The 21,295-nt window shown below is 67.8% G+C and carries 18 protein-coding genes; 11 read left to right on the top strand and 7 right to left on the bottom strand.

Features of this window, described 5'->3' with window-relative positions:
- Positions 1-40: 40 nt before the first annotated feature.
- From HB677_RS03690 to HB677_RS03675, 4 genes are all read left to right on the top strand, one after another.
- Positions 41-244, top strand: a complete 204-nt coding sequence (locus HB677_RS03690; RefSeq protein WP_213814319.1) for a DUF3499 family protein — start codon at positions 41-43, stop codon at positions 242-244.
- A 154-nt stretch (positions 245-398) separates the two neighbouring features.
- A complete protein-coding gene (locus tag HB677_RS03685) occupies positions 399-1,334 on the top strand; it encodes a GDP-L-fucose synthase (protein ID WP_307852468.1) in 936 nt (311 codons plus the stop codon).
- Positions 1,335-1,339: 5 nt separating this feature from the next.
- Positions 1,340-2,560: an FkbM family methyltransferase gene (locus HB677_RS03680; protein WP_213814317.1), complete on the top strand. Its 1,221-nt coding sequence runs from the start codon at positions 1,340-1,342 to the stop codon at positions 2,558-2,560.
- Positions 2,557-4,746: a glycosyltransferase gene (locus tag HB677_RS03675; RefSeq protein ID WP_213814316.1), complete on the top strand. Its 2,190-nt coding sequence runs from the start codon at positions 2,557-2,559 to the stop codon at positions 4,744-4,746. Before HB677_RS03680 ends, HB677_RS03675 begins: the two co-directional genes overlap by 4 nt.
- Positions 4,747-4,814: 68 nt before the next feature.
- Here HB677_RS03675 and HB677_RS03670 read toward each other — a convergent pair whose 3' ends face one another.
- A complete protein-coding gene (locus HB677_RS03670; RefSeq protein ID WP_213814315.1) occupies positions 4,815-5,240 on the bottom strand; it encodes a hypothetical protein in 426 nt (141 codons plus the stop codon).
- Between the two features lie 128 nt (positions 5,241-5,368).
- Between HB677_RS03670 and ahcY the strand changes: the two genes are divergently transcribed.
- Positions 5,369-6,823: an adenosylhomocysteinase gene (gene ahcY, locus HB677_RS03665; protein ID WP_213814314.1), complete on the top strand. Its 1,455-nt coding sequence runs from the start codon at positions 5,369-5,371 to the stop codon at positions 6,821-6,823.
- A 44-nt stretch (positions 6,824-6,867) separates the two neighbouring features.
- Here ahcY and HB677_RS03660 read toward each other — a convergent pair whose 3' ends face one another.
- Positions 6,868-7,806 carry an RDD family protein gene (locus HB677_RS03660; protein WP_213814313.1) on the bottom strand — a complete coding sequence of 313 codons (939 nt, stop codon included), beginning with the start codon at positions 7,804-7,806 and terminating at the stop codon, positions 6,868-6,870.
- 16 nt (positions 7,807-7,822) lie between these two features.
- On the opposite strand from HB677_RS03660, the gene HB677_RS03655 reads away from it, so the two are divergent.
- The 3 genes from HB677_RS03655 to HB677_RS03645 all read left to right on the top strand — a co-directional run bounded on the left by HB677_RS03655 (position 7,823) and on the right by HB677_RS03645 (position 10,882).
- Entirely contained in the window at positions 7,823-8,818 is a 996-nt protein-coding gene (locus tag HB677_RS03655) for a stage II sporulation protein M (RefSeq protein ID WP_213814560.1), read from the top strand.
- A gap of 72 nt (positions 8,819-8,890) precedes the next feature.
- On the top strand, positions 8,891-9,310 hold the full coding sequence (locus HB677_RS03650) for a Fur family transcriptional regulator (protein WP_213814312.1): 420 nt from the start codon (positions 8,891-8,893) through the stop codon (positions 9,308-9,310).
- 42 nt (positions 9,311-9,352) lie between these two features.
- On the top strand, positions 9,353-10,882 hold the full coding sequence (locus HB677_RS03645; RefSeq protein ID WP_275950880.1) for a catalase: 1,530 nt from the start codon (positions 9,353-9,355) through the stop codon (positions 10,880-10,882).
- A gap of 468 nt (positions 10,883-11,350) precedes the next feature.
- Here the strand turns inward: HB677_RS03645 and HB677_RS03640 are convergent, their stop codons facing one another.
- The 5 genes from HB677_RS03640 to HB677_RS03620 form a co-directional block, all read right to left on the bottom strand.
- Complete coding sequence (locus tag HB677_RS03640) at positions 11,351-12,664, bottom strand: DUF58 domain-containing protein (protein ID WP_213814311.1); 1,314 nt, start codon at positions 12,662-12,664, stop codon at positions 11,351-11,353.
- A gap of 2 nt (positions 12,665-12,666) precedes the next feature.
- Positions 12,667-13,623: a MoxR family ATPase gene (locus tag HB677_RS03635; RefSeq protein ID WP_213814310.1), complete on the bottom strand. Its 957-nt coding sequence runs from the start codon at positions 13,621-13,623 to the stop codon at positions 12,667-12,669.
- Positions 13,624-13,714: 91 nt separating this feature from the next.
- Positions 13,715-15,007 carry a DUF4350 domain-containing protein gene (locus HB677_RS03630; RefSeq protein WP_213814309.1) on the bottom strand — a complete coding sequence of 431 codons (1,293 nt, stop codon included), beginning with the start codon at positions 15,005-15,007 and terminating at the stop codon, positions 13,715-13,717.
- On the bottom strand, positions 15,004-15,690 hold the full coding sequence (locus HB677_RS03625; RefSeq protein WP_213814308.1) for a DUF4129 domain-containing protein: 687 nt from the start codon (positions 15,688-15,690) through the stop codon (positions 15,004-15,006). The genes HB677_RS03630 and HB677_RS03625 overlap by 4 nt, the downstream gene beginning before the upstream one ends.
- Positions 15,687-17,012, bottom strand: a complete 1,326-nt coding sequence (locus HB677_RS03620) for a hypothetical protein (RefSeq protein WP_213814307.1) — start codon at positions 17,010-17,012, stop codon at positions 15,687-15,689. The genes HB677_RS03625 and HB677_RS03620 overlap by 4 nt, the downstream gene beginning before the upstream one ends.
- A 111-nt stretch (positions 17,013-17,123) precedes the next feature.
- Here HB677_RS03620 and mtrA point away from each other — a divergent pair, with 111 nt between their 5' ends.
- The 3 genes from mtrA to HB677_RS03605 are packed head-to-tail and all read left to right on the top strand — an operon-like array spanning position 17,124 to position 21,153.
- Positions 17,124-17,804, top strand: a complete 681-nt coding sequence (gene mtrA / locus HB677_RS03615) for an MtrAB system response regulator MtrA (protein WP_213814306.1) — start codon at positions 17,124-17,126, stop codon at positions 17,802-17,804.
- Between the two features lie 6 nt (positions 17,805-17,810).
- Positions 17,811-19,430 carry an MtrAB system histidine kinase MtrB gene (mtrB, locus tag HB677_RS03610; protein ID WP_213814305.1) on the top strand — a complete coding sequence of 540 codons (1,620 nt, stop codon included), beginning with the start codon at positions 17,811-17,813 and terminating at the stop codon, positions 19,428-19,430.
- The gene (locus HB677_RS03605; RefSeq protein WP_213814304.1) at positions 19,423-21,153 is read left to right on the top strand and encodes an LpqB family beta-propeller domain-containing protein; all 1,731 of its coding nucleotides are present in this window, start codon (positions 19,423-19,425) and stop codon (positions 21,151-21,153) included. The genes mtrB and HB677_RS03605 overlap by 8 nt, the downstream gene beginning before the upstream one ends.
- Positions 21,154-21,295: the final 142 nt, after the last annotated feature.

Genomic DNA, 21,295 nt, shown 5'->3' with positions numbered 1-21,295 from the left:
GTGCGGGAGCGGACGTGGGGGTGATTAGACTGGGGCGACAATGACTGGCCGTCCATGTAGCAAAGTCGCTTGCAGCGAGGTAGCTGTATCGACACTCACCTACGTGTACGCGGATTCCATGGCGGTTCTCGGTCCGCTCAGCCAGAAGGCCGAGCCGCACAGCTACGACCTGTGTTCGCGGCATGCCGACCGATTGTCGGCCCCTCAGGGCTGGCAGATCGTCCGTCACGTGGTGCTTGGATGACGCCACCGATCTCTGGCACTGTATTACAGTGCCGTTACATGAGAACTACTCGCAAGGCGTTCGACGTCGAATCGCTCCCAGTGCGTTCTAAGGTAACATCGGTGAAGCAAGTTCAGTTGGCGTCCCAAAATTACATCGGGATCGGTGTCATGGGATGGGAGTCACGGCTCGTATGAAGGTTCTGGTTACAGGCGCGACAGGCGTCATTGGGATGGCAGTTCAGGAGAACCTGACTCGCAATGGCTACGAAGTCGTGGGGCTGCGCTCCACCGACTGCGACCTAAGAAACCAGGCTGACACGGTCGCTCTTCTCGAGCACATCAAGCCGGACTACGTGATTCACCTCGCTGCCCGTGTGCACGGCCTCATGGGCAATCTGCGGAGCCAGGGCTCGATGTACTTCGACAACGTGCAGATCAACACGAACCTCGTCGAGGCCGCGCGGTTGTCCGGTGTCAAGAAGATCGTGGCGATGGGATCCGTCGCCATGTACTCCGACACCGTGAGCCTGCCGATGCGCGAGACCGACATCTGGAACGGCCCGCCGCACGGATCCGAGTTCGGATACGCCAGCGCCAAGCGCGCAATGCTTGCGCAGCTCGAGTCCTACCGCGACCAGTACGAGCTTGAGTACGCGCTCGCGCTGTCGACAAACCTCTTCGGTCCGAACGACCGATTCGATGAGAAGAACGGGCACGTGCTGCCCAGCCTCATCTCCAAGACCTACCGCGGCAAGACCGAGGGCACAGGTCTCGTTGTCTGGGGCAGCGGACTCGCCACGCGCGACTTCCTCTACAGCCTCGACGCCGCCGAGGCGCTGCGCACGCTCCTCGAGAGCGGCAGCGGTACCTACAACATGGCATCCGGCAGCCACGTCTCCATTCGCGAGACCGTCGACGCGCTGGTCAAGATCAGCGGATTCACCGGCGACATCGAGTGGGACCGCTCGAAGCCCGACGGCCAGGTCGAGCGCTCCTACGACATCTCGCGCCTTACCGACCTGGGCTGGAGCCCGAAGGTAAAGTTCGAGGACGCACTGCACAAGACGTACGACTGGTACGCCGCGCACAGCGAGGATGCGAGAAGGTAGTCCGCATGCGGTTCACTTCGTACGCACAAAACTTCGAGGACGTGTTGCTCCACCGAGCACTCGGGCACGTCGAGCGAGGCCAGTACATCGACGTGGGCGCTGCTGACCCCGAGCTGGGGTCGATCACCAAGGCCTTTTACGACCGCGGATGGCACGGAACGAACGTCGAACCCGTCGCCGCGGCCCACAACCGACTCGTCGAGACGCGCCTGCGCGATATCTCGCTGCAGCTGGCGCTCGGAGAAGACGACCGTCCCGTCACCCTCTACTCCGTCGCGGAGTTCGCCGAGATGTCGACGGTCGACTCCCGCCTGCGCAGCCGCTACGCCGAGGCAGGCCGCACCATCGTGCAGGCAGTGGTCGCCGGTGACACCCTCGAAAACGTCTGGAACTCACACATCGACGAGGACGTGCACTTCCTCTCGGTCAACGTCGAGGGCGCCGAGCTCGCGGTTCTTCGCGGCGCCAACTTCGCCACCCAACGTCCCTGGGTCATCGTGCTGCGCGTTGTCGCCGACACGACCATGAACGAGACGGCGGAAGCCTCCGATCAGCTGCTGGTGGATGCCCGGTACACCCGGGTCTTCTTCGATGGGCTGAGCCGCTTCTACGTTGCCAACGAAAAGCTCGCGGAACTTGCCCCGGCCTTCGACCGCCCGGTGAACGTGAGCGACGACTTCCGCCTTCCGACGGAGTCGGTTGCCGAATCAACGCTTGCCCGAGTTGCCTCTGCCCTCGGGATGAGTGGCGATGAGCCTCCGCGCGCGGTCATCGAACGTGCGATTGCCCTGACCACGGATCATCCCGAAGTCGGCAGCAGCGCCGCCGTCGATGATCTCGCCACCGCGCTTGAGGTTGCGGAACGCCGTCACTCGGCCCTGCAGGTCGAGGTCGAGGCAGTGCGCCAGCAGAGTTTCGAGCGCGAACGCTATATTGCCGCGATGGTCAGCGACGTGGACCGCGCCCGTCGCGAAGTCGTTGCCGTGCGCGCCGCTGCCGCCCGATCTGCCGCAGAGGCCCGCGAGGTCGCCCGCGAATCGGCATCCGCCGCCGTCGAACGCAATATCGCCGGCATGCGTGCGAACGCCGAGGTCACCGCGCACGCCCTGCGCGCCGCGGAGGCCGAACTCGCCGCCGTCTACCGCAGTACGTCGTGGAAGTTCTCGATGCCCCTCCGGGCGCTGCGGCAGCCGGGGCTGTACCTGCGGAAACTCTTCCGTCGATGACCGCAACGGAGGCGAACAGCCCCCGTGCCGGCATCTGCGTGATGGGTCGCTCCGACCTCACCACGGATCTGGGGCGGGCAACGCTCGCGGCGCTGGACATCTTCTCCCGGTACTTTGACGTCTCCTACTACCCGGTGCGGGACACGACTCCGCACCCCGGCGCCGAGATCGCTCTGCCGAGCGGGCGGGTGGTTACCGTCGCCGACAGCCTCGCCGGGTTCGCGGTGTACTTCTACGCCGACGCTGTGCGCGAGGGGTTTGCCGACCTGTCCTTCCAGAACATCCCCACGGACGGCGGCTTCCGCGTCGCCCATGTCTCCTTCGACTCGACCGAGCTGCCGCAGGAGCGAGTCGCAATCCTCAACGACAGGTTCGACCTGGTGCTGGTGACCAGCAGTCACCTGGAAGCTGTGGCCGTGGCATCCGGTGTCCGCACCCCTATCGTGACGCTGCCCATCGGTCTCGATATCGAGGAACTCATCGCCCGGCGATACACGCCCCCCATGCCGCCGGTCACGCGCTTCGGAACGGTTGCGACGTTCCACGAACGCAAGCAGCTGGACGTGCTGATCGAGGCCTTCCGCGCGACCTACCCGGGGCGGGACGACGTCGAACTCGTCATCCACGCGGCCGACGTCGGCGGGGGATCCCACCAGCGCCTCGCCGCACTGATCGCCCGCGCCAACGACCCGCGCATCACCCTGAGCTACGGCGTCTTGTTGCCGCACGAGAACTCGGACCTGCTCGACTCGTTCGATGTGTTCGTGTCCGCGTCCAGTGGCGAGGGGTACGCTGTTGCGCCGCGCGAGGCTCTCGCTCTCGGCAAGCCTGTCGTGCTTTCGAACATCCCCGACCACGCGGGCCTCGCCCGTGCCGTCGGAGTTTTTCTGGTGGATGGCGCGGGGTTCATCCCCGCCCGCTACCCCGAGATCGACAACCGGGTCATCGGCTCCGGTGTCGCCATCGAGGCATCCGATCTGGGTGTGGCGATGGAGAAGGCCCGCGCCTATGTGCTCGCCGCTCCGCGGACCGACGCCCACGAGCGAAAGATGCTCGCGGCGGAATACTCGATCGTCGCGCTGGCTCCGTCGTACGCCCGCGTGGTGGATGCCGACTTCCCGAGTGAACTGCGCTCCGGGGCATCCCGGCCCCTCATCCAACTCCCGCCGGAGACCGACGACCTGATCCGCGCGACGGTGGGGCGCAACGCCCGCAAGCTGGGTGCCCGACCGCTGGTCGTGCCCGTGCGTGACGCCGGGTTCTTCTCGATCTTCAACGTCTTCATGCAGCACCTCACCTGGTCGCTGCAGGATGACCGCGTCTCGATGGTGTTGCCCGACTGGGACGCCGGACGGCTGATCGAACGGTCGACCGAACCGATCGTGAGCTACTGCTACAGCCAGCCCAACCAGGGCAACATGTGGCTGCAGCTGTTCCAGCCGCTGTACGGCCTGTCGGCGGACGACCTCAATGACACCGAGTTTCTCTACGCCGACTCGCTCGACCCCAACGATCCGCGCGCCGCTCGTCGGGAGCCGCTGCTCACCTACGTGAACGCGTTCCACCTGTACCGGGCGCCGTGGTTCGGGCGCTTCCGCAAGCAGTACAACGGGGCGATGAAGGAGTTCGTGCACCTGCGGCCCGAACTGCAGGCGGAGATCGACGGCATGCTCGACACCGGCTTCGGCGGGCGCTTCACCATCGCCGTGCACGTCAAGCACCCCAGCCACGCGGTCGAGCAGCCCGGCATGGTCATCGCCGGGCTCGAGCAATACCTCGGCGCCGTGCGCCGCGAGCTCGCGACCCGCGGCATCGCCGAGTCGTCCGACGACTGGCGCGTGTTCGTCGCGACCGACCAGGAGCGCGTGGTGCGGGCCTTCATCGAGCAGTTCGGCGACCACGTCGTGCGCTTCGACGACGTCAGCCGGGTGAGCCTCGAGGAGCAGGAGCGGTACGACCTGCTCGAGACCGAGGACCAGCTGCGCGACGGGCACCAGCTGCAGCACCTGATGTCGGCGGATGTGTCCCGATGGTCCTCGCGGCTGGCCTGGGAAGTCTGGCGCGACGCGGAGAGCATGGCGTCCAGCGACGTGCTCATCCACGGCGTCAGCAACGTCGCCACGGCGGCCTCCTACATGGGCCCGGACGTCAGCATGGTCTACCTCGACCCGTTCGCCACCGACTGACACCCGTTTCCCGCTCGGCGGGAGTTGTAGCTCCCGCCGCGAGCCAGTTTCTCCCGCCGACCCGCGAATCAGGCGCCGTAACGCCGGTCGGCCGCGGCGGCCCGCGCCCTCGCGGCGAAGAAATCGCGCGCCTCGGGGTTACGCGCACGGCGCGCGGCCCGCACACGGGTCATCCGCCCCTCGAATGACAACTCCACCGTAAATTCCTCACCCACCTCGTCTGCGATGCGCTGGGCGAGAACCCGTCCCGCCTCGAACAAAGCGAAGGGCATCCCGGGTGGGCTCTGATACGACGCCTGTTCGGCAGTGCCGTCAACACGCGCCCGCCACCAGCGGAGGTGGTCGATCAGCTCGGCGCTCAGGCCGCTGCCCTCGTCCTCAACGGGCGACTGGATGCGGTCGTCTTCGGGAGACCAGACCACGCCCGATCCCCAGTACTCCCGGAGGCCGATGACCCACGCGTCGTACTCGTCGTCGTCGCGCGTCTCGGCCATGGGGTGACTCTAGCGCCGTGATCGCGGAATACCGCGGTCGGGGTGCGTCGCGACCACGTCGTACCCCAGCAGCGGGTCATCCGCCACCCTGAGAGCCTTCGAAGGCGAACACTGGGATAATCGACACCATGCCTACCGCAACGTCCCTCCAGTACAAGGTCGCCGACCTCTCGCTCGCCGAGTCCGGCCGCCACCAGCTTCGCCTCGCGGAGCAGGAAATGCCCGGCCTCATGGCCCTCCGCGCGGAGTTCGGTGAGTCGAAGCCGCTCGCGGGCGCCCGCATCGCGGGCAGCCTGCACATGACGGTGCAGACCGCAGTGCTCATCGAAACTCTCACGGCCCTCGGCGCGCAGGTGCGCTGGGCGAGCTGCAACATCTTCTCCACCCAGAACGAGGCCGCCGCGGCCATCGTCGTCGGCCCCACGGGCACCGTCGACGAGCCTGCCGGCGTTCCCGTCTTCGCCTGGAAGGGCGAGACCCTTGAGGAGTACTGGTGGTGCACCGAGCAGATCTTCGACTGGTCGGCCGAGGACGCTGCCGGACCCAACCTCATCCTCGACGACGGCGGCGACGCCACCCTGCTCGTTCACCGCGGCCGCGAGTTCGAGCTCGCCGGTGTTGTGCCCGAGACGGCGGATGACGCGAGCCACGAGTACTCCGTCATCCTCAACGTGCTCCGCCGCTCCCTCGCGGCCAGCCCGGACCGGTGGACCAACATTGCCGCGGGCCTTCTCGGGGTGACCGAGGAGACCACGACCGGCGTCCACCGTCTGTACGAACTGGCCAAGGCCGGCGAGCTGCTGTTCCCCGCGATCAACGTCAACGACTCGGTGACCAAGTCCAAGTTCGACAACAAGTACGGCATCCGTCACTCGCTGCCCGACGGACTGAACCGCGCTACCGATGTGCTCATCGGCGGCAAGGTCGTCTTCGTTGCCGGCTACGGCGACGTGGGCAAGGGTGCGGCCGAGGCGCTGCGCGGCCAGGGCGCCCGCGTCATCGTGTCCGAGGTGGACCCGATCTGCGCGCTGCAGGCCGCGATGGACGGCTTCCAGGTCACCACGCTCGAGAGCGTCGTCGACCAGGTCGACATCTTCGTCTCCGGAACCGGCAACGAGAACGTCATCACCGTCGACCACATGCTCGGCATGAAGCACCTCGCGATCGTCTCGAACGTCGGCCACTTCGACAACGAGATCGACATCGCGGGCCTCGAGAGCCTTCCCGGCGCCGAGCGCATCGAGATCAAGCCGCAGGTGCACGAGTGGCGCCTGCCCACCGGACGCAGCATCCTGGTGCTGTCCGAGGGACGCCTGATGAACCTCGGCAATGCCACGGGTCATCCGTCGTTCGTCATGAGCAACTCCTTCACCAATCAGGTGCTCGCCCAGATCGAGCTGTACGTCTCGCCCGAGAAGTACCCGGTCGGCGTCTACGTGCTGCCGAAGTACCTCGACGAAAAGGTCGCGCGCCTGCACCTGGATGCCCTCGGCGTTGTGCTCACCGAGCTGTCGCCGCGCCAGGCCGACTACATCGGCGTGCCGGTCGAGGGTCCCTACAAGCCCGACCACTACCGCTACTAAACCCCCACGCTGGTCGGCCGCGCACCTCCGGGGGCGCGAGCCGATCAGCCGCGGTCGGGGAAGCCGTGCGGCAGCCCGCGCAGTGCCGGCTCGAGGTGCGTCAGCCGCTCCCGCTCGAGCGTCAGCGCGGTGAATTCGCGCTCGCGACGAATCGCCGCGAGGGCCGCGAGCATCAGCTCCGGTTCCGTGCGCGGTACGGGATAGACCGAGATGGATGCCTCGGCCGCCAGTTCCCCCGCGAGACGCCGCCGGGTCGCGGGCGTGAACTTGTCGGCCTGACGCAGGAACTGGGAAACCCGCCGCGCGAGCCGGTCGGGCATCCGCGCGACATCCGCCGTCTGCGCCCAGGGGACAAGTGACTGCGGCACCCCGTATACGGGCACGACTTCCTTCGACACCCGCTCGTACTGGCTGTAGGTGCCGGCGAGCAGGTCGCCCATCCGCTTGGATTTGCCGTTGAGCAGCGCGACCAGCACCGCGAGCCCGCCGAGCGTCAGGTAGATCTCGAGAATTCCGGTGAGGGAGCGCACGAAGGTGTGCCGGAATCCGACGGCCCCGCCGTCATCCCGCACAATCCGGGCGCCCACCGCCAGCCGGCCGAGCGACTTGCCGTGCGTGGCGAGCTCGACCGCGGTGGGCAGTACGACCGTGACCACGACCAGCAGCGCGACGGTCCATGCGGCCTGTGTCGCCTCGTCGGGACGCAGCCAGTCGGCCAGCAGCGGCAGAACGAACAGCAGCAGGAGAATGCCACCGCCGAGGTAGGTGACGAAGTCGATCGCGGCGCCGGCAACCCGCAGCGCGAAACCGGTCGGCCGCAGGTCGAGGGCGACAGCTTCCCCGGTGATCAGCTCATGCTCGTGACCGTCGCCGGTCTGCGGGAGAGCGGATGCCTGGGCCGCCGCCAGCGCGGACTGCAACGATGCCGCCCGGCGTGCCGCACGCTCCCCGGAGCGGGCTTTGCCGGTGCGCGGGCTCGTCATGACATCATTTAAGCAGATGGACCTCGACGCCTACTCTGCCGCCCACCGCGAAGAATGGGATCGCCTTGCCCGGTTGGGCAAGAAGGGCCGCTTCACCGGGGCAGAAGCGGACGAGCTGATCGAGCTGTACCAGTCGGGGGCGACGCAGCTGTCGGCCATCAAGACGACGGCGGGCCAGTCCATTCAGGGTGACAGGTTGTCGTTATCGCTGAGCCGCGCGCGATTGCGGTTCACCGGGGCATCCACCAATATTCTCAGCCAGATCCCGCGATTCTTTGCCCTCCAGCTGCCGGCCGCGCTGTACCGGGTGCGGTGGTTCACGCTCGGCGCTGTGGTCGCGTTCTTCATCGTTGCCACCGCCTACGGATTCTGGCTCAGTGCCAACCCCGAGCTGCTGCTCAACTTCGGAAGTCCCGACGACCTCAAGAAGTACGCGAACGAACAGTTTGTGGGGTACTACTCCAACTTCGCGGAGGGCAGCTTTGCCGGTCAGGTGTGGACGAACAACGCCTGGATCGCCGCGCAGTGTGTCGCGTTTGGCATCACCGCCGTGTGGGCGCCGTACATGGTCGTGCAGAACGCGGTGGGCATCGGGCAGGCCGGCGCCATCATGCACGAGTATGGTCGCCTCGACCACTTCTTCCTCTACCTGGCGCCGCACGGACAGCTGGAGCTCTACAGCATCTTCGTCGCGGCAGGCGCGGGCATGATGATCTCCTGGTCGTGGATCGCTCCGGGCGCCCGCACCCGCGGGCAGGCGCTCGCCGAGGACGGACGCGCGCTCTTCTCCATCGTGGTGGGACTGATCCTGTCGCTCCTCGTCTCGGGCATCATCGAGGGGTTCGTCACCCGGCAGGACTGGCCGTGGGTGGTGAAGATCGGTATTGGCACGGTTGCCCTTGCCGCGTTCGTCGTCTACCAGTGGGTCGTTGGCGGTCGCGCATTCCGCGCCGGCCAGACCGGGGACATCGACGAATTCGAGGCGGGAGCCCGTCAGGTCGTCGCGGGCTGAGTTCGTCCCTCGCTGCCCAAAGTTAGGGCACCCTTGTTTTGAGTCATTCACGATAAGGGCTAGCGTGAGGGCATGACCTCGACACCGGAAACGCAGTTGCGTGAGGCGGGTTTGCGGGTTACCGCGGGCCGCGTGGTGATCCTCGAGGCCCTCGACAGGTTGCCCCACGCCGATGCGGAGTCGTTGTTCCGCGCCGCGCAGGAGCAGCTGCCCGGGACATCCATTCAATCCGTGCACAACGTTCTCGCGAGCCTCACCGAATCCGGCCTTCTGCGGCGCATCGAGCCAGCCGGATCTCCCGCCCGCTACGAGCGTCGCATCGGCGATAACCACCACCACATCGTCTGCACGAACTGCGGCGCCATTGGCGACGTGGATTGCGTACATGGGGATGCCCCGTGCCTGACTCCCAGCAACACCAACGGGTTCACGGTCTCAACAGCGGAGATCACGTTCTGGGGTCTCTGCGCGGAGTGCTCGGCGCTCGCCTAAGTCTTTTCTGTCACCACTCTCATCACCACAACTAGGAGCAACTTGTCCGACTTGAATGCCACACCCCTTCCCGTCACTCCCGCCAACGTCACCACGACCAACAGCGGCGCCCCCGTCGCCAGTGACGAGCACTCGCAGAGCGTCGGCGCCAACGGCTCCATCGCGCTGACCGACCACTACCTCGTCGAGAAGCTCGCCCAGTTCAACCGCGAGCGTGTGCCGGAGCGTGTAGTTCACGCAAAGGGTGGCGGAGCGTTCGGAACGTTCGAGACCACGCACGATGTCAGCGCGTACACCCGCGCATCGCTGTTCCAGCCCGGCGCGAAGGTGGAGATGCTCGCGCGTTTCTCGTCCGTCGCCGGCGAGCAGGGAAGCCCCGACACCTGGCGCGACCCGCGTGGCTTCGCGCTGAAGTTCTACACCGAAGAGGGCAACTACGACCTCGTCGGCAACAACACCCCGGTGTTCTTCATCCGCGACGGCATCAAGTTCCCCGACTTCATCCACTCGCAGAAGCGCCTTCCGGGCAGCCACCTGCGCGACCACAACATGCAGTGGGACTTCTGGTCGCTCTCCCCGGAGAGCGCACACCAGGTCACCTGGCTCATGGGAGACCGCGGACTGCCGACATCCTGGCGCCACATGGACGGCTTCGGTTCGCACACCTACCAGTGGATCAACGCCGCCGGTGAGCGCTTCTGGGTGAAGTACCACTTCCGCACCCAGCAGGGCCACGAGACGTTCACGCAGGAGCAGGCCGACTCTGTTGCCGGGCAGGACGCCGACCTTCACATCCGCGACCTGTACGAGGCCATCGAGGCCGAGAACTTCCCGAAGTGGGACCTCTCGGTGCAGATCATGCCCTACGCGGATGCCGCCACGTACCGCTTCAACCCGTTCGACCTCACCAAGGTGTGGCCGAAGGGCGACTACCCGCTGATCCCGGTCGGCGTAATGACGCTGAACCGCAACCCCGCGAACTACTTCGCCGAGATCGAACAGGCGACGTTCGCGCCGTCCAACTTCGTTCCCGGAATTGCGGCCAGCCCCGACAAGATGCTGCAGGCCCGCATCTTCAGCTACGCGGACGCCCACCGCTACCGCGTCGGCACGAACCACGCGCAGCTTCCGGTGAACGCGCCGCACGCCGCCGAGGTGCACACGTACTCGAAGGACGGCGCCATGCGCCAGGACTTCAACGACCCGCACGTGCCTGTCTACGCCCCGAACTCGTTCGGTGGAGCAGCCGCGTCGCCCGAGGCCGTCGGCAACGACCGCGGCTGGGAAAGCGACGGAGACCTTGTGCGCTCGGCCGTCACCCTGCACGCCGAGGACGACGACTTCGGCCAGGCCGGGACCCTCGTCCGCGAGGTTCTTGACGACGCCGCACGCGACCGCCTGGTGTCGAACATCATCGGCCACGTGTCCGCCGTGACGATCGAGTCGCTGCGAGCCCGGGTCATCCAGTACTGGACGAACGTGGATGCCACGCTCGGCGCGCGTGTCGCCGCCGGACTCGCCCCGATCGAGACCCCGGTCGACGAGCTGGTACCGGCTCCGGTCTCCCGCTAGTCACCATCGCTGCCCGGCGGGACCCGCATCCGCGGTAACTCCCGCCGGGCGAATACGGGGCGCGGCCACTTCGGTGGCCGTGCCCTTTTTCGCGCCCGCGCCCCATCTCCGCGCCCGCACCTCTCTCCGCGCCCGCACCCCTTTCGCGCCGGCGCCCTTTTCGCCCATGCCCCCTTTCGCCTCTGCACTCCTCGCGTGCCGCACCCCGCTTTCGTGCCCCGTCCGCACCCGTGCCCACGCCTCGTCCGTCGAAAGGGTAAAAACATGAGCTGATTGGGCGAAAACCGTCCGTTTTTACCCTTTCGATGCCGTGCGAGCCGAGAGACCTCGTGTCTGGTCGCGTCGGAGTCATCGAAGGAGCAGAGATGGTCGTTTGCGGCCACGAATGGCGACAAAGTCTGCTCCTTCGATGGGGAAAAGCGCCCCGAGCGCGCTCGACGCCCCGCCGAGTGCGGCGAGGAACCCGCGCTACAGCTGCCCGGCGGCCTTCAGCGCGATGTAGGCGTCGGCGAGGGCGGGCGGCAGGTCTGCGGGCGTCCCGGTGACCACAACGCCACCGAGCTGGCGGATGGCCGCGGACACCCGCTCCCGGTCGAGCAGCGCGCGCTCGGCGGCGGCGGCCCGGTAAACCTCGGTGCGGTCGCCGCGGGCGAGGGTGGCGTCCACGACGCTGGGATCGGTGACGGATGACACGATCACCGTGTGACGCCGGGTCAGCTGCGGCAGCACGGCCAGCAGTCCCTCGGCGGCACCCGGCGCATCGACGGACGTGGCGAGCACCACGAGCGCGTGCTGCGACGTGACCGAGCGGACGAGCCCGGGAACGGCAGCCCAGTCCATCTCCAGCAGCTCGGGCTCGACGGGTGCCATGGTGTTGACGAGGCTGGCGAGCAAGTCGGCACCGGTGGCGCCCTGCACCCGACCACGCACCCGGCGATCGTAAATGACAAGATCCACGCGGTCCCCGGCGCGACTTGCCAACGCCGCCAGCAGCAGGGCGGACTCAAAGGCCGTGTCGATACGCGGCTCGTTGTCGATGCGCGCGGCCGACGTGCGCCCGCTGTCGACGACGATCACGACCCGGCGGTCGCGCTCCGGACGCCACGTGCGCACGACGAGGCTCGGCGCTCCGCTCGACGGGTCGCGCCGCCGCGCGGTGGCCCGCCAGTCGATCGACCGCACGTCGTCGCCGCGCACGTACTCGCGAAGGCTGTCGAACTCGGTGCCCTGCCCGCGGATCATCACGCTCGTGCGCCCGTCCAGCTCCCGCAGCCGGGCAAGCCTCGACGGCAGGTGCTTGCGTGAGGTGAACGGCGGCAGCACGCGAATGGACCCGGGCACCTCGATGGTCGCCTGGCGCGCGGCCAGCCGCAGCGGACCGAACGACCGCACGGTGACGTGAGCCGACCGCCGCTCGCCCCGCCGGAACGGCACGAGCGTGGTCGTGATCGTGCGGCGTTCGCCGGCGGGAATGGAGAGTGGATGCCTCGTGGCGACCGCTCCCGCGGACGGCTGCCACGCGTCCCGCACGATCCCGCTGACGCGGCGGCTCCCCGCATTGCTGATGAGCAGGCGGGACGCGACGCTTTCACCGAGACGGACGCGCGCCGGGAGCTCCCGGGTGAAGCGCAGTCCGCGCGGAGTTCCGGCGAGGACCAGGTCGAGCGTGGTCAACAGAATGACAAGAATGAGCCACGCGACGAGCACCACCGGCTGATCGAGCACGATCAACGGCACAACGCCGAGTGCGACCAGCGCGACGAACCACCCTGAGACAGCCATCGTTAGATCGGCACCTGCACCTGGCTGAGGATCGACCGCAGGATCGTGTCGGGGGAGACTCCCTCGAGCTCGGCCTCGGGCCGCAGCTGCAGTCGGTGCCGCAGCACGGGGAGCACCATCGCCTGCACGTGGTCGGGGGTGATCGCGTCGAAGCCGTTGAGCCACGCCCACGCCTTGGCGGCCGAGAGCAGCGCCGTCGTGCCGCGGGGGCTGACGCCGAGCTTCACCGAGGGGCTCTGGCGGGTGGCGCGCGCGAGGTCGACGGCGTATCCGATGACATCCTCGGACGCGCGCACCTGGCGCACCGCCTCCTGCGCCTCCGCGAGCTGCGTCGCATCGAGCACCGCGGTGACGCCGGCGGCGGCCAGATCCCGCGGGTTGAAGCCGGCAGAGTGACGGGTCAGCACCTGCACCTCGTCCTCCCGTCCGGGCAGATCGAGCACGAGCTTCATGAGGAACCGGTCCAGCTGCGCTTCCGGCAGTGTGTACGTGCCCTCGTACTCGACCGGGTTCATGGTGGCGGCAACCATGAAGGGGACGGGCAGCTGGCGGGACGTGCCATCCACCGACACCTGTCGTTCTTCCATGGCTTCGAGCAGCGCTGACTGCGTCTTCGGGGGTGTGCGGTTGATCTCATCGGCGAGCATGATGTTGGTGAAGACCGGTCCCTCACGGAACTCGAACTCGCCCGTCTTCGCGTCGTAGACCAGCGAACCGGTGACGTCGCCCGGCATGAGATCCGGCGTGAACTGCACCCGCTTCGTGTCGAGGTTGAGCGTCGCGCTGAGGGTGCGCACGAGCAGCGTCTTCGCGACTCCGGGCACGCCCTCGAGCAGCACGTGGCCGCCCGACAGCAGCGTGATCATCAGTCCGGTGACGGCGGCGTCCTGGCCGACAACGGCCTTCGCCACCTCGGCGCGCACACGGGAAAAGGCATCGCGCAGCTGGGGGTTCGTCATGGGCCAATTCTCCTGCATGGTGAGTGTCTCTCGGTGATGATCGATGGTGGCGGGTGGCGGGTGGCGGGTGGCGGGTGGCAGTGGCAGTGGGTCAGCGCTGGGCGGCGACGGCGGTCTCAAGCTCCAGCAGCGCGTCCGACAGTCGGATCAGTTCGCGGTCGCTGGTGGGGCGCGCATCCAGCAACAGCGTGCGCACCTGGTCGAGGGGACGACCGGAGATGGATGCCACGGCCTGCACGATCTCCTCGACTGACGCAGTCCGGGGCAGACCGCAGGCGGTGGCGAGCCTTCCGATGGCGCCGACCCGGAGCGCATCGAGCGCACGGGACCGGGCCGAGCTTCGCTGGTAAAGCCGCGCTCGCCCCTCCATGGTCTCGCTTGCCCGCACCACGACCGGCAGGTTTTCGATCACGAGCGGGCCGAAGCGCCGCCCGCGCCAGAACGCCGCGGCAATCGCGACGATAAACACGAGCAGCGCGGTCGGTACCACCCAGTCCGGGGACAGCTCCGCCAGCGTCGGGGGCGACACCGCCGCGACATCCGCCAGCGACGGTACGTACCAAATCAGCGAGGCGCGCTCACCCAGCACGCCGAGGGCCAGCGCCGCATTGCCCCGGGTCACGATCGTTTCGTTGGTGAGGGCGTCGGATGCCCCGAGCACAGTGACCGCGGATTCCCCGGTCACCACCCGCACGAGCGAGTACACGTCCCCGGTGCCGGCGGTTGCCCCGCCGGACTCCGACCCGGAGTCGCTGCCGGTGTCAGTGCCGCCGTCGGAACCGTCCCCGCTGGACAGGCACGCCGTAGTGATGGAGGTGGGCGTTTCCGACCCGGTGTCGGCACTGGCGGGAACCAGCCGGTAGCCGTGTCCGCCGCCCGAGACGGTGCCGGCGCGCTGCACCACGGGGAGTGCGCAGTCGGCGGACAGCACGACATCGGAGTCGAGCGACCCGGCCTGGGCGACGCCCGGAGCGAGGGTGTTCAGCTGGCGGAATCCCGGCTCAAGCAGGATCACGTTACTGCTGAGCCCGCCGAGGCTGCGCAACTGCGCACCGTCGAGAAGGGACTCGGTGTCGCGCACCAGGATGGTGGTGGATTCCGGCCCCGAGATTGCGGCGGCCGTTCGCGTCTCGGCGAGCGAGGACGTCACGGCCACCGTCACGCCCTGGCTCCGGAGCACCTGGACGACACCGCGCGCACCGGCGGGAGCGGGGCTGTCGGGGGAGAGCCGCACGGCGTCCTGGGACGTACCGGTCAGCCCGATCGTGATGAGCGCAATCGCGAGCGCGAACAGCGCGATGACCGCCCAGAAGACGAGACCGCGGGCACGCTTTCGCAGGGTCGGGGTGAGAACAGTCTGCTCCGGTGCGAGCGTCTCGGTCACGCGGGCACCGCGGTGTGCAGGTCGGGCTGCGTCGGGTCGTGCTGGGGCCGGGCGGCGCGCAGGCGCGCGTCGAGTTCCACAAGGTCGGTGTACTCCGCCTCGCGGCCGGGAAGACCGAGATAGCGCACCCCGTCGAAGGACTGGGCGGCACGGCCGAGGGAATCCGCCTCGGCGGGGAACTCGGCGGCCGCCTGTTGCGAGAAGCCGTGGGCGGTGGTGCCGGGAGTGGTCACGACCAGTCCCCGTTCCGACAGGCTCCGCGCAATCGCCCGGAAGCCCTCCGAGATGGCAAGGGCATAGTCGCCGGACGAGGCGGCGCTCGACGCGGCGAGACGCAGCGCCGAGGCATCCCGCGCATCGTCCTCACCGAAGAGCGACCCGGCCGCGCCACTGCGCTTGTTCAGCCTCGGCAGGCCGAAGATGAGGAAGGCCGCGATCACCGCCGCCGCGAGTATCGCGAGCAGGATGAACGGACCGATGACGTCGCCACCCCCGACGTTCGGCACGCTGAGGCCCGACAGCCAGTCGCCGATCGCACCGGAGATGCGGTCGAGCCAGGTCGGCTGGGCCGCCACGTACTCGGGCTTCGTGACCTCATCAAGCAGCAGGCGCCGCGCTTCGTCCGCGTCGGGGTCGACGGGAACGCTGGCGAGCACACCAGCGAGAGCGGCGACGAGCGTCATACCCAGGGAGAGTCCGACGGGGGAGTCGCGCCCTGGTCGGGGACACCGGTGGGCCCACCCGCGGTGGGGGACTGCATCCCCGCGGCCGCGCGGTCCACGTGGGCGAGGTAGGGATCCGGCTGCGTGCCGACGCCGCTCTGGCGTGCCTCGACGAATCGCGCGAGGTCGAGGTCGAGCCCCTCCTTGCGCATGCGCAGGTCGATATAGAGGAGCGCGGACGTTGCGGAGGTGATGATGGATGTCACGGCGCCGATCAACGTCGAGAAGACCGTCGTGATCACCAGCAGCACGAAGAACGATGAGTCCGATGCCGTCGGGTCGCCGTTGGGGTTGGACAGGTAGACCACGATGCCGCCGATCAGGGCGACCGGCGTCAGCACGATCTGGGACGCGACGGAGACCATCACGCTGACGAGCGCCTGGATGCCAAAGGTGCGCCAGAAGTATCCGGTGGTGAGGGTCCACGAGCGGATGACGGCCGCGCGCAGCGGGAGGCGCTCCAGCACCAGGATGCTCGGAACGAGGGAGACGCGCGTTCCAATCCACACGGCGACGACGGCGAGCCCGAGCAGGCCGCCGATGCCCAGCAGTACACCGACAGCGATCGACGTCGAGGAGCCGCCGGCGACAGCGATGGCAACGGAGACGAATACGAGCACAACGAGGGCGATCAGGGCGATGACGAAGAGCAGCAGCGACCATCCGATAAGCACACCGACGCGGCCGCGCGCGAGGCGCCACAGGCCGGGGAAGTTGAGCTTCTCGCCCAGGGTTCCGCGCGCCACCTCGAGGCTGATGATTCCCTGCAGCACTGCGGCCGCGATGAGACCGAGGACGAGTTCGATGCCCGACGCAAGCGTGTTCATTGAGACGGTGCCCGCGGTGATGTCGGGCACGTCTTCTGCAGCCGCGTTCAGTAACCGATCGAACGATCCCGCGAGCAGGATGCCGACGAGTGCGAGGCTCAGGACGCCGACGATTCCGTTGATGAGGAGGGATACCCCAAAGGTGGGGCGGGGGTTACGGCGCATGACCTGAAACGACGCCCCGAGGATCGTGCCGAGCGTCATCGGACGCAGCGGGATGAGTCCCGGCTTGGGCGGCGGGGTCCAGCCTGCCTGCGGCCCCGGGTACTGCTGGCCGTACTGGGGCGCCCCGTACTGGGGTGCTCCGTACTGCGGTGCGGCGGTTGGTGGCGGCGCAATTCCGCCCGCCGGGGCGCCCGTGGGCGGGGCAAACGGGGGAGAGGTCGGAGGGGCGGGCGGGGGCGTTACCGGGGGAACAGACCCTCCGGGAGCCTCCCACTGGTTGCTATCTGTCACCGGACGCCCCTCAATGGTCTGCTGGCAGCACACCTCATGGGATTATGCTTTCACACTCGACTACTGTTATGCGAAAGCTCCTCACGAGGAGCCAATGCACAGATGAGGCCCATGAACGCGCGCATTCTCGTAGTCGATGACGACACCGCTCTGGCGGAGATGATCGGCATCGTCCTACGCACCGAGGGGTTCGACCCGATTTTCAGCTCCGACGGGGCCGACGCCATCGACGCATTCCGTCGATCCAAACCGGACCTCGTGCTTCTCGACCTCATGCTTCCGGGCATGGACGGCATCGAGGTGTGCGCCCGCATCCGTGAGGAGTCAGGCGTCCCCATCATCATGCTGACGGCCAAGAGCGACACGGCAGACGTCGTCAAGGGCCTCGAGAGCGGTGCCGACGACTACGTCGTCAAGCCGTTCAACCCGAAAGAGCTTGTCGCGCGCATCAAGACCCGCCTGCGTCCCAGCCCCGAGACGTCCACGGAGACGCTGCAGGTCGGCGATCTGGTTCTGGATGTCGCGGGCCACGAGGTTCGTCGTGCCGACACCAAGATCAACCTCACGCCCCTCGAGTTCGAGCTGCTGCTCGCCCTCGCGCTCAAGCCCGCGCAGGTCTTCACACGCGAGATGCTGTTGGAACAGGTATGGGGTTACCACTACAAGGCCGACACGCGCCTGGTCAATGTGCACGTCCAGCGCCTGCGCGCCAAGGTGGAGCACGACCCGGACAACCCGCGCATCGTCATGACGGTTCGCGGCGTTGGCTACCGCGCCGGCACCATCTCCTAACGAAACATGCGTGATTTCTCCTGGCGGAGAATCGTCTCCCAGGTCACCCGCCTGTGGCGCGTCTCGCTGCAGCTGCGCACGGTGGCCATCACCGTGGCGCTCTCGGCCGTCGCGGTTGGCATCATCGCTGCATACATGTCGGTGAGCGTCGGGACGAACCTGTTTGAGTCCCGCAGGTCACAACTGCTCGAGGCATCCGAACGCGCAAATGTCACGGTACAGAGGTTCTTCGACACCACCGCGGAGCAGGGGTCGAGTGCCGACCTCGAGAGTTCGACCATTGATGCGTTCGACCTGGTCTCCCGCTCCAACGCCAGCACGAGCGGCACCCTGATCGCGATCCTGCGCACGCCCGGGCAAGCAGGCCCGCGGGTTCCGCAGGACGTGACGAGCCTCCCGGCGGCGGACACCGTCGCGCTGATCAGCCCAGCATTGCGCCAGCAGGTGGAGAACTCGTCGAACAACGCCCGCCGCGTCTATTGGCAATCGGTGTCGATGACGAACACGGACGGCTCGGTCAGCCCGGGCATCGTCATCGGGTCGAGCATCGAGATTCCCAACTCGGGGTCGTACGAGCTGTACCTGATCTACAACCTCTCTGACGCGCAGCAAACCCTCGACTCCGTGCAGCGCACGCTCTCGCTCGGTGGCGTTGCCCTGATCGTGCTCATCGGGGCCGTCACATACCTGGTGGTGCGGCTTGTCGTCGGCCCGGTGCGGCTCGCGGCCGAGACCGCCGAGAAGCTCGCCGCCGGACAGCTCGAGCAGCGCATTCCCGAACGGGGCGAAGACGTCATCGCGACGCTTGCCCGGTCGTTCAACGGCATGGCCGACAGCCTGCAAAAGCAGATCGTGCGGCTGGCCGCGCTCTCCCAGGTGCAACAGCGCTTTGTGTCGGATGTCTCGCACGAACTGCGCACGCCGCTGACGACCATCCGCCTGGCCGGCGACGTGCTGTACGACCAGCGTGATGGCTTCGACCCGGCGACAGCCCGCACCGCCGAGCTGTTGCACGCGCAGGTGCAGCGCTTCGAGATCCTGCTCGCCGACCTGCTCGAGATGAGCCGCTACGACGCCGGAGCCGTTGAGCTCGCCACCGAGCCCACGAACCTGGTGCGGCTCGTGGGGGATGCCATCGAGTCGGTGTCATCCCTGGCCGATTCCAAGGGATCGGAACTGCGGCTCGTCGCCCCGGGAGGCTATTTCGAAGCGGAGGTGGAGGGTCGGCGCATCCGCCGCATCCTGCAAAACCTGCTCTCGAACGCCATCGATCACGGCGAGGGCCGCCCCATCGTCGTCTACGTCGACAGCGACAAGACGGCGGTCGCCATCGCGGTGCGCGATTACGGCATCGGAATGGACGCCGTCGCACAGTCCCGGGTCTTCGACCGGTTCTGGCGCGCGGACCCGTCCCGGCAACGCGTCACCGGCGGCACGGGCCTCGGCCTCGCGATCGCCCTTGAGGATGCGGTGCTGCACGATGGATGGCTCGAGGTGTGGAGCGAGCCCGGGCTGGGATCTTGCTTCAGACTCACGCTTCCCCGACAACGGGGTGCGACACTGAAGTCGTCCCCGATCGCGCTGCCACCGGAGGACGACAGCGAGCGGGAGGATGACGGTGATTAACGCAGCACGCGCGCGGCGCGCGGTCTCCCGTCGCGGCACCCGCAGGCCCGGCGCTCGCCGGATCGCCACCGCGGCACTGGCCCTCATCACCGCGGTCATCCTCGCCGGGTGCGTCGGCATCCCGTCGTCCGGTCAGGTCAACGGTGGTGGCGTCATCACCGAGATCGATGACTTCCCGTTCGCCGTGCTCCCGTCGGGACCGCAGCAGGATGCCACGCAGCAGGAGATCCTCACCGACTTCATGCAGGCCGCCACCTCACCCGAGGGCAACTACGAAATCGCGAAGCAGTTCCTCACCGCGGACGCCGCAGAGAAGTGGAACCCCAACGCCCACCTCCTCATCCGTGAGGGCAGCGCGACCCTGGTGAGCCGCGGCGACGCCGTCGTGGACTACTCGGTGTCCACGCGTGCCCAGGTCGACTCGTTCGGCCAGTACACGGAGTTGCGCACAGCCGGGTCGACCCGGCTGTCGTTCCGGTTCGTCAAGGTCGCCGGCCAGTGGCGCATCAGTGAGCTCGCGCCCGGCACCGTGCTGTCCCGTGACAACTTCAACGCCGTGTTCGCCTCGCACGCCCTCTACTTCTTCGACCCGAGCTACCGCTACCTGATCCCGGACGTGCGCTGGTTCCCCGCGCGCTCGAGCATCGCCACGCGCATCGTCAGCGCCCTGCTTGGTGGGCAGGCGTCCTGGCTGCAGGGCGGTGGAACCCTCACCGCGTTCCCGCAGGGCACCGAGCTTGCCACCGTGCCCGTCGACGTACGGTCGGGCTTGGCCACCGTGGACCTCAGTAAAGAAGCCGGGGCTGCCTCCGCGGTCGAACGCGCCCGCATGCAGCAACAGCTGCTGGCGAGCCTCGGCACCGTCAGTGTCAGCACGCTCACCATGACCGTGCGCGGCGCACCCCTCACCGTCGCCAACCCGGGACTGAGCAACGCTGCGGTCACCCCCGACGTGGATTCGGCGCCCCTCGTGCGCAAGGACGACAAGTTTGGCTTCGCCACCGTCGACGGCATCGACTCGGTCAGCAAGCTGAGCTCCCAGATTGTGGCCGTCGGCGCCCGCGCCGTGACCATGGCCCGCGGCCAGACCACCGCGGCCGTGCTCGGCGCCGCCGGCGTCTACATCGTCAAGGTCGACATGGTCGATCCAAAGCTCCTTGACCCCCGTAAGGACCTGATCGCCCCGTCCCTCGATGTGTCCGGGTACGTGTGGTCGGTTCCCGCGGACAACCCTGCCGCCATCCACGCCACCGGCGCCGACGGCGTCGTGCACGAGATCACCTCGGGCCTGCCCGCGGCCGGCAAGATCGTATCGCTCGACGTCTCCAGCGACGGCGCGCGCCTGCTCGCCTACCTCCAGACGGACGCGGGCCCGCGCCTCCAGGTCGCTGCCATCCTGCGGCGTGACGGTGTGCCGACGGCACTGGGTGCGACATCGGTGGACCTGCCCGTCTCGGCCGAGACGCCGGTGGATGCCACGTGGGTCGACGATCGCACGGTCGCGACCCTGTCGACCTCGGCCAACGGACAGTCCGTCACCTCGTTCGCGATCGGCGGCCCGAGCGAATCCCTCGGGCGTGCCGACGGCGCCGTCTCCATCGTGGGCGGTGGCGGAACAGACCAGATCCGCGTGCTCACCAGCACCGGCACGGTCCTCCAGTCCCGCGCGAGCGGTTGGCAGAACACCTTCATCGCCGCCGACTTCCTCGCCACCCAGCAATAGGCGCCGGCGGGCCGGGCTTGCCCTCAAGCCGTCCCGCACTCAGGCCGTCCCGCCCTGAGGTCGTCCCACCCCTCACAGCCCGACGTTCTCCACCGATCGCGTCCGAGAGTCCCGCTGCGGGTGCGCGCCGATCACGCTGGGA

The organism is Glaciihabitans sp. dw_435 (assembly GCF_018449675.1).
GTDB lineage: Bacteria > Actinomycetota > Actinomycetes > Actinomycetales > Microbacteriaceae > Glaciihabitans.
Note: the sequence above shows the minus strand (reverse complement) of the source record. Positions and strands in the feature narration are given on the sequence as shown.

Coding starts and splice junctions, on each gene's coding strand:
- HB677_RS03685 (WP_307852468.1), top strand. CDS start 399: ATGGGAGTCACGGCTCGTATGAAGGTTCTGGTTACAGGCGCGACAGGC.
- HB677_RS03690 (WP_213814319.1), top strand. CDS start 41: ATGACTGGCCGTCCATGTAGCAAAGTCGCTTGCAGCGAGGTAGCTGTA.
- HB677_RS03670 (WP_213814315.1), bottom strand. CDS start 5,240: ATGGCCGAGACGCGCGACGACGACGAGTACGACGCGTGGGTCATCGGC.
- HB677_RS03635 (WP_213814310.1), bottom strand. CDS start 13,623: ATGACGAACCCCCAGCTGCGCGATGCCTTTTCCCGTGTGCGCGCCGAG.
- mtrA (WP_213814306.1), top strand. CDS start 17,124: ATGAACGCGCGCATTCTCGTAGTCGATGACGACACCGCTCTGGCGGAG.
- HB677_RS03650 (WP_213814312.1), top strand. CDS start 8,891: ATGACCTCGACACCGGAAACGCAGTTGCGTGAGGCGGGTTTGCGGGTT.
- HB677_RS03680 (WP_213814317.1), top strand. CDS start 1,340: ATGCGGTTCACTTCGTACGCACAAAACTTCGAGGACGTGTTGCTCCAC.
- HB677_RS03675 (WP_213814316.1), top strand. CDS start 2,557: ATGACCGCAACGGAGGCGAACAGCCCCCGTGCCGGCATCTGCGTGATG.
- HB677_RS03625 (WP_213814308.1), bottom strand. CDS start 15,690: ATGACGCTCGTCGCCGCTCTCGCTGGTGTGCTCGCCAGCGTTCCCGTC.
- HB677_RS03655 (WP_213814560.1), top strand. CDS start 7,823: ATGGACCTCGACGCCTACTCTGCCGCCCACCGCGAAGAATGGGATCGC.
- mtrB (WP_213814305.1), top strand. CDS start 17,811: ATGCGTGATTTCTCCTGGCGGAGAATCGTCTCCCAGGTCACCCGCCTG.
- ahcY (WP_213814314.1), top strand. CDS start 5,369: ATGCCTACCGCAACGTCCCTCCAGTACAAGGTCGCCGACCTCTCGCTC.
- HB677_RS03640 (WP_213814311.1), bottom strand. CDS start 12,664: ATGGCTGTCTCAGGGTGGTTCGTCGCGCTGGTCGCACTCGGCGTTGTG.
- HB677_RS03660 (WP_213814313.1), bottom strand. CDS start 7,806: ATGACGAGCCCGCGCACCGGCAAAGCCCGCTCCGGGGAGCGTGCGGCA.